At 40.1% G+C, this 8,212-nt stretch carries 7 protein-coding genes and 1 riboswitch; of the genes, 2 read left to right on the top strand and 5 right to left on the bottom strand.

All coding sequences use genetic code 11. The features are described from left to right. Positions 1-2: 2 nt before the first annotated feature. A complete protein-coding gene (locus NGR58_RS09530) occupies positions 3-95 on the top strand; it encodes an IS3 family transposase (protein WP_407077141.1) in 93 nt (30 codons plus the stop codon). 49 nt (positions 96-144) lie between these two features. Here NGR58_RS09530 and NGR58_RS09525 read toward each other — a convergent pair whose 3' ends face one another. From NGR58_RS09525 to NGR58_RS09505, 5 genes are all read right to left on the bottom strand, one after another. Further along, positions 145-1,674 (bottom strand): glycosyltransferase, encoded by a 1,530-nt coding sequence (locus NGR58_RS09525; protein WP_258089274.1) that lies wholly within the window; start codon positions 1,672-1,674, stop codon positions 145-147. Then, a complete protein-coding gene (asp1, locus tag NGR58_RS09520; protein ID WP_258089273.1) occupies positions 1,674-3,272 on the bottom strand; it encodes a glycosyltransferase family 4 protein in 1,599 nt (532 codons plus the stop codon). The genes NGR58_RS09525 and asp1 overlap by 1 nt, the downstream gene beginning before the upstream one ends. Before the next feature lie 69 nt (positions 3,273-3,341). Beyond that, on the bottom strand, positions 3,342-4,211 hold the full coding sequence (locus tag NGR58_RS09515) for an NAD(P)-dependent oxidoreductase (RefSeq protein ID WP_258089272.1): 870 nt from the start codon (positions 4,209-4,211) through the stop codon (positions 3,342-3,344). A gap of 284 nt (positions 4,212-4,495) precedes the next feature. Continuing rightward, the gene (locus NGR58_RS09510) at positions 4,496-5,068 is read right to left on the bottom strand and encodes a xanthine phosphoribosyltransferase (RefSeq protein ID WP_258089271.1); all 573 of its coding nucleotides are present in this window, start codon (positions 5,066-5,068) and stop codon (positions 4,496-4,498) included. Between the two features lie 5 nt (positions 5,069-5,073). Continuing rightward, a complete protein-coding gene (locus NGR58_RS09505) occupies positions 5,074-6,378 on the bottom strand; it encodes a nucleobase:cation symporter-2 family protein (RefSeq protein WP_258089270.1) in 1,305 nt (434 codons plus the stop codon). A gap of 110 nt (positions 6,379-6,488) precedes the next feature. After that, positions 6,489-6,587, bottom strand: a riboswitch (purine riboswitch). A 281-nt stretch (positions 6,588-6,868) separates the two neighbouring features. Here NGR58_RS09505 and NGR58_RS09500 point away from each other — a divergent pair. Beyond that, a complete protein-coding gene (locus NGR58_RS09500) occupies positions 6,869-8,044 on the top strand; it encodes an MFS transporter (RefSeq protein ID WP_258089269.1) in 1,176 nt (391 codons plus the stop codon). Positions 8,045-8,212: the final 168 nt, after the last annotated feature.

The following is an 8,212-nucleotide window of genomic DNA, read 5'->3' as shown; positions in this document are numbered from 1 at the left end:
ATATCTATTACTACAATAATAAACGGATTAAAACAAAACTGGCCGGAAAAACTCCGGTTCAATACCGAAATCTTTCCGACCAGCTAGTTGCTTAAACTTCTCTCCAATTTTTGGGGTTCAGTTCAGTTTGTCCTTTTTTTACGTTTAATTCAATACTTGTTCCCAAATAATTGCCATCTTCGACTCTGCAAATGCTTGCGCTTTATCATAGGCCGCAACAGACATTTGGGTCCATCGATCATCATCAAGTAATAGTTCGCTTACTTTTTGAGCCATTGCCAGGTTCGATCCATCTGGAACAACGAAACCATTAACACCATCTTCAATCAAAGCATGGGCACCATATGGCACATCAAAACTAATACTTGGGACACCATTCCCCATTGCTTCAACTAAGTTCATCCCCAAACCTTCGCCAATGGATGTTTGTAGAATGACCTGTGCTTGCTGATAAGCTCTTTGTAGATCCGTACCTGGCACATAGCCACCAAAAGTGACATGATCAGCAACTTGTAGTTTCGTTGCCAATTCCTGCAAGTCATGCATAATTTCTTGTGTCGCTGCATAACCGTAATAAACTAGCGTTACATCTGGCACATCTTTCACTACCCGTGCTAAAACTCGTACCGCTTGTTCCGGCCGCTTTTCAGGTGATAACCGGCCAACATACAGTAATTGATGAGATTGGCGCTCTGACAGCGTCACACGTGGCTGTGCCACCGTTTGCTCATCAATGACGACATCTGGTGCCACTTTAATAGTCAAGCGCGGATAACGTGTCTGTAAATCTCTTTGTTGTGCCAAGGTTGGCACCAAAATTGCCGTAAATGCTTCTCCGTATCGCTCTAACACATTAATATAAGCGGGGTATAATTTACCACGTACAGGATGTTTTGTATCGCCAGTATGAACATCATGCAAATAGGCAAATTTATGAGCCGTTCCCTGCACGCCAGCTACGATGTAATCTAACCCACGTCGATCTGAAATCAGTGTCGTATCGGGTTGCTGACGCGTAATTTCATTCAAAAAGAACAAGAATAATTGTTCCTCAGTGTTAAATCGATAGTCATGACCTAAATAATTAATTAGCTTATACATACTTGGTAGTAATTGGCCATTAATGTTCATATGCGTCACTTCAAGAACCGTTTCGCCAGCCAAATTCAAAAATTTCTGCACAGCCAATCGGCCATCGGGATGAAAGTAGTCAACAGATGACTTAAAGCCACGCCAATCAAAATTTTCACGTGCCGTCACATTATCGGCTCGATCGTAATACGTAATGTCATTAACCAAACCAACAGTTGCTGGCATCACATTAATTTTTGCGACGACGCGACCAGCATCTTCAAGAGTTGAATAATTTGGGCCATGACCAACAATATGGTACTTATCAACTGGGATTTGTGATAATAAGCGTAATGGCTGCTCCTGACGCAAAACATTAGTCGTTCCCTGGAAATAGTCATACATGTTCAATACTTCGTCAGCGTTTAGCCCAATGGCATTCGCATCCCGATTTAAAAAGCGATTATAATCTCGCGTCACATATGCCGCTTGACCCAAGCGCCCTTGCTTCGCTTGTCGATTAAAGAACTTAACACGTTGTGCTTGCGCATGTTCAGTTCCCGAATTATAGGCAAATATATTTTCACTCACAAAATAATACATTAGAGTTGTCCTCCTCGATAACCTGGCATGCCGGCAAGCTTAGCTGGCCAACTTTCTTTCGCATCAGCTAATAATGATTGCCAGGCTGACCAAACAGAAGCTTCTGAATAACGTTCGGCTGACTCATACGCCCCAGTCGCATACTGTTCTGCTAACTTTGGATCACGAAGAACTTGTAAGATCGCCTGTGCCAAAGCGTTGTAATCACCATATGGTACAACAGCACCATTAATCCCATCTTCAACGATTTCATTTGGCCCATAATTGACATCATACGAAAAGGCAATTAACCCGTGGGAAATAGCTTCCATGATTGCCAAATTAAAACCTTCCATACGAGAGGTCAACCCATACATCATGGCTTCATTTTGCACCTGATCAATATCCGTCGTGTAGCCTTTCAAGGTAACAACATCTGACAATTGATATTCGTCAATCACCTGTTCAACTTCACGACGCGCTTTGTAATTATCACTTGGATCAGGGTATCCGTATAAGTCTAAGGTCACTTCAGGAAATTCCTGGTGTACCAGACCAATTGCTCGCACTAAATCATCAAGATGCTTTTCCCAGGCAATCCGTGCAAAAACAACCATTTTACCAAATTTTCGCTCAGCTACTGGCACGCGTGGTGCGCTTAACAAACGTTCTGGCACAACACCCACAGGAATAGTAAATAGCTTGGTTTTTGGTTGAAACCGTGCGCGGACATCAGCTGTTTGCTTGTGCGTAGCTGATACTACTGCATCATAACCATCAATATTATTCAATGAGAATTCATAATTATTATTCAACAAAGGCGCTGCCGGATTTTGGGCATTCGCCGTATGCGCATTATGTAAATGGAAGACCGTATACGCAGGATTTTTCAGATGTAATAATCCCCAATCACCTAAATGAGCCCGATCGGCAATGAAAACATTCGGTTGATCAAGCGACCAATAATCATCATTCAGGCAATCAAAGAAATACTTTGTCAGTTCAGCCAGGGTATCAAATTGATAAACCTGATTAGCACGATCGATCAATCGCCAACTTGTTTTATTGATTTCACCACTCATCGTCTTTTTATGAAAAGCTTCAATGACAGTGCGACCAGATGGTGTTTGCCAAGTTTCAGTCCCAATTTTATTATCGGGCGTATACCACTGTTGTAATGAAATAAATCCTCGTGAGTCATAATGGTCGACACGATAAAGATTATTAAAGCCATCAAACCATTCAACCGATTTTACCTGACGATCAGCATCGACATTGTAGTTCACACGTGCAACAAGTTGCTCATTCGACTTCACCAAATAGCGGGATTTTTCTGCATCATCTGCAAATTTGATGTTCAAAGCCCCAAATTCAATGTCCTGAACTTGTAATTTTTTAGGCTCAATCTGCATTGCTTCTTGAAAATAATCAAACATATTAATTAATTGATCATCAGTAATCCCCGCATCATTGGTATTGATATGGGCATTAGGATCCCAGTCACGTAACACGACCATGACTGGTTCATTATTTTTGTTGAATAAATCTAATCGCTTTAATTCGGTATGCTCAATCCCCGATTTTTGCTTCGGCATTGTAGCATTAATAAAAAAGTTCATTTGTTCCGCCTTTCATGGCTGACTGTTTAGCTGATTGCTGAAAAAGTATCAACCAACATTACTCATGTACTACGCAAATTGAGACCACAACCTAACAATTGCTTGCGTTCCCGCATCTGCTAACTTATTTTCATCCGCTAACTTGGTATAAAGTTGCTCAGCTAATGCCGTCATTGGTAGATCAAGTTGCAATTTAGCAGCCTCATCTAATGCAATACGTAAGTCTTTAATAAAATGTTTCACATAGAATCCAGCAGCATAGTCGTCTGCTAAAATGCGTGGCCCATAATTATCTAATGACCAGTTTTGTGCAGCACCTCCACCTAACGTCTGCAAAACTTGATTAACATCTAGTTCGGCAGCACGTGCATAGCTCATGGTTTCTGCCATCCCCAACATGGTACCAGCCACCATAATTTGATTAGCCATTTTCGCATGTTGACCACGGCCAGCACCACCAAATAATGTGGTAGCTTTTGCAATAACTCCAAAAATCGGCTGTAACTCATCAAAAGCTGATTTTTCACCACCAACCATAACGGTCAATGTACCATTCTTTGCGCCAGTATCACCACCAGATACTGGTGCATCCAAAACGGTTACCCCTTGTTTTGCACCTGCTTCGGCCAGTTCTTGCGCTAAGGTTGGGGTAGACGTCGTCATATCAACAACAATTTGTCCAGCATGAGTGCCTGCAAAAATACCCATTTCGCCATAATATTGACTCGCAACATCTTTAGGATAACCAACCATCGTAATGACCACATCAGCAACTGAAGCAATTTGACGTGGCGAATCTTGCCACACGGCACCATGATCAATGACTGCTTGTGCATGAGCCTTAGTCCGATTATAGACAAACACGTCATAGTTTGCCTGTAACAAATTATTTATAATGCCACTTCCCATGACCCCTGTACCAATAACACCAATTTTCATTTCAAACGCCCCCTGTTTGTTATATTATTTCTATTTTACCTTGCTTCACTTAAAAAATAAAAATTAGAGCGGAACAAAAATCGTTTTGAAACCGGAGGAGTAACCATGATTGCGTTATTTTGACCCATACAGCAGCGAAGAATCGGAATGACGCAATCGTTGTTACATTGCAGTTTTGTGGAACGCGTTTATGCGAGCAAAATTACAGACGTAAATTAAGGCATTTTTAGCAAAAAAAAGTTGGAACATTTATTTTGTCCCAACCACTTCATACTTAAAATATATTAATCAGCAAACACAACCTGACCATCTTCAAAAGCTGCAATGCGTGCCAAAGATTCAACATGAACCCCTTGATCATCTAACATCGCACGACCCTTTTGGAACGTCTTTTCGACAACAATGCCAACGCCAACAACTTCGGCCTTGGCATCTTCAGCAATTTCCATCAAACCAGTTACTGCTTGACCATTTGCCAAGAAATCATCAATCAACAACACACGTTCACCTTCATGCAAGAAACGCTTATCGATCATAACATGATTGGTCTCTTGCTTGGTAAATGAATAAACATCAGCAACGTATGATTCTGCAGATAACGTAATTGACTTCTTCTTACGGGCGAAGACCATTGGCACTTGTAGTGATAATGCTGCAAATACAGCAGGCGCGATTCCTGATGATTCAACAGTCAATACCTTATCTATCTTTTCGTCTGCAAACAAACGCGCAAATTCTTCACCCAAAGCTTGCATTAATTCAGGATCTACTTGATGGTTCAAGAAATTATCAACCTTCAAAACATCTTCACCTAAAACACGGCCGTCTTGCTTGATGCGATCTTCTAAAATTTTCATGTCTGCTAATTAACCTCTTTCTCACGTCCTGGTAACAAAATATTCAATAATACAGCTAATACTGACGTTATAACAACTGAATTTTCAATAACTAATTTCACTAATTCTGGTAGATGTTGGAAAATTTGTGGGTAAACTGTTACCCCAATTGCCGCACCAATCGAAATACCTGCAATCATCAAATTTCGTTCAGCATTGAAATCGACTTGCTTGAGAATCGTGATTCCTTGTACACCGATTGTACCAAATAGAATAATCATTGCACCACCCAAAACAGATGATGGGATAATCGTGGCTAGTGCGCCAAACTTTGGCAACAAACCAATCAAGAGTAAAATCAATACGGCATAGTAGATGGGTTGTCGTGTTTTGACACCTGACAAACGAACCACCCCAACATTTTGTGAAAATGTTGAATATGGGAATGTGTTAAACAAACCTGACAGGATAACTGCCAATCCTTCAGCACGATATCCCTTCGCCATATCCTCATTTGTTAGTTTACGCCCTGTTAAATCAGCTAAGGCGAAATAAACCCCTGTTGATTCCATCATCGATGTTAGTGCCACAATCATCATCGTGATCATCGCTGACCAGTGAAATGTTGGTGTTGCTAAGAAAAAGGGTGTTGGCATATGGAACCATGAAGCTTCAGCAACCGGTTGTAATGATACCTCTCCAAGAAGTCCAGCAAAAACCGTTCCCAGAATAATCCCCAATAAAATAGCAATTGATTTAATAAAGCCTTTGGCAAAAATAGTAAATAACAGGATAATCAACATGGTTACCAAACCAATTGATAGATTCGTCAAACTACCGAAACTTTTCGCCGCAGTGTCGCCACCACCCCAGTTTTGGAAACCAACCGGAATTAAAGTAAAGCCAATAACGGTAATTAATGAGCCGGTCACAACTGGTGGGAAGAATTGGCGTAGACGCGAAAATAAACCACCAATCAGAAAGACAAAAATACCGGCTGCTATCGTGGCACCATACATCGCACCAATTCCTAGCGTACTACCAATATTAATTAACGGCGAAACCGTTTGTACTGCTGAACCAATCACAACTGGCATCGCAATACCAGTATACCGGGTACCTTTAACTTGGAATAACGTTCCAACCGCTGTCATAAAAATGTCAGCTGAAATTAAATACGCCATTTGTTGCGCATTAAAATGTAATGCCGCACCAATCAATAATGGCACTAAAATACCACCAGAATACATTGCCAGAACGTGTTGCAACCCTAAAATCAGATTACGTAACTTGTTAAAACGTCCTGTCGATGTCCGTGTGTTCGACTCCATAACTAAACTCTCCTCCAATGTAGAAACAACACACGTAACCACTATTCCTATAGATATTTGGCAATAAAAAAGCACCCAAACACGCAAAAGCATGCAGAATGGGTGCATCAAAATATTAAAACACTATCGGTAGTCCATCTCTTGGGAGAAGGGTAGGGACTCGTTGGCCATTCTCCAACAATTATACCGACAGTGATTACGTTTCAATTATTATGTACTTAAATATAACAGACATTTCGTCATTTGAAAACATGATTATTCAGCACTAACGCTGCCTTCTGCAATTTTTTATGTATTAGCGCTTTCATTCTCATAAGAACAAAGCAATCTAAATAAATCAGCATGACACATTAGGTTATAGCTATTATATTTCTGATGTTTTATCGGTCAAAAACATTGACAACCGGGGCTAAAGTTTTATATTTTATCCAGAGTGGAAAAAATTTTGTGGGTTTATAGTATTACTATTTAGTAATTAAGGAGGATTCATGTGAAAGAATTTAAAATTCAAAGTTTTGTACTGATTTTAATCTCTTTTATCTTAGGTTTTAGTGAGTTTATTATTATTGGTATTCTTGATGATTTGGCAAAGGAATTTTCAGTTAGTGTCGCCACAACGGGTTATTTGGTGACAATATTTGCCCTGGTTTATGCCGTGAGTACACCAATCATCACGTCAACACTTAAAAACAATTTATATCACGCCATGGTCGTTTTGGCGCTGATTTTTACATTCGGAAATGCGCTGACTATTTTTGCGCCAAATTATACAGTACTGGTGATTTCGCGTATCATCGTGGCCATTGTTTCTGGATCGCTCGTGTCATTATCGATGACATTTGCAACAGTTATCGCCCCAATGCCCAAACGTGCTTGGTTAGTTAGCTGGATTTTTTCTGGCTTTAGTGTCGCATCAGTATTCGGGGTACCTTTAGGAACTTGGATCAGTACAACATTTGGTTGGCGTTTCACCTTCATTACAATTACCTTGCTTAGCATCATTACTGTATTCTTAATCGTCAAAACGTTGCCCCATAACTTGATGCAAGAAAAACAAGGTAACGTCCTACAACAATTTGTTATTTTCAAGGACCCCAGAATTTATCTCAGTGTCTTTATTCAAACTTGTAGTCTAGCGGGTGTATATGTCTTTTACACTTACCTACGACCAATTTTTTCAAAGACTTTATCATTCAATCCTGGTGTCATCACACTCTTGCTAACTATCTTTGGTGTGATGTCACTGATTAGTAATCAGGCAAGTGGCCGAATCGCAAACAACAAAGGCTTGCGCAGCATGCCACTACTTTACCTCATTGAATTTATTGTCCTAATCACAATGCCATTATGGTTACAAAACACTTGGTTAGGTACAGTTGACATTATGCTAGTTGGTATTTTAATGTATCTTGTTAATTCACCACTTCAACTACACATTATGGGTGTTGCTGAAAATGATTATCCACAATCACTTGTTTTGGCTTCTTCAATCAATTCAATTTTCTCAAACCTAGGTATCTCATTAGGCTCTGCAGCTGGTGGCCTGGTCGTTTCAAACTTTGGCTTGAATAATGTTGGTATCGGTGGTGCTGTCTTTACTGCATTCGCCCTAATTTCAACGGCGACGTTGAATAAAGTCAACGCAGCACGGGAACCATTGTATTAAAGAAATTTAGCAAATTATAGTTAATATTAAGAAAAGGGTTGGATGAACTGAACCCCGTAAGTTGGAGTAATTTCCAAAACTTACGGGGTTTTACTATGTTTTCAAAAGAAGTACAAATTGAAGCTGTCACAATGTATCTACAAGGTATTCCGCCTTATAAAATACGGA

The organism is Weissella fangxianensis (assembly GCF_024718545.1).
GTDB lineage: Bacteria > Bacillota > Bacilli > Lactobacillales > Lactobacillaceae > Weissella > Weissella fangxianensis.
Note: the sequence above shows the minus strand (reverse complement) of the source record. Positions and strands in the feature narration are given on the sequence as shown.

What these genes read in the sequence shown, in the direction of transcription:
- NGR58_RS09505 (WP_258089270.1), bottom strand. Translation starts at nt 6,378, where the DNA reads ATGGAGTCGAACACACGGACATCGACAGGACGTTTTAACAAGTTACGT.
- NGR58_RS09510 (WP_258089271.1), bottom strand. Translation starts at nt 5,068, where the DNA reads ATGAAAATTTTAGAAGATCGCATCAAGCAAGACGGCCGTGTTTTAGGT.
- NGR58_RS09525 (WP_258089274.1), bottom strand. Translation starts at nt 1,674, where the DNA reads ATGTATTATTTTGTGAGTGAAAATATATTTGCCTATAATTCGGGAACT.
- NGR58_RS09515 (WP_258089272.1), bottom strand. Translation starts at nt 4,211, where the DNA reads ATGAAAATTGGTGTTATTGGTACAGGGGTCATGGGAAGTGGCATTATA.
- asp1 (WP_258089273.1), bottom strand. Translation starts at nt 3,272, where the DNA reads ATGAACTTTTTTATTAATGCTACAATGCCGAAGCAAAAATCGGGGATT.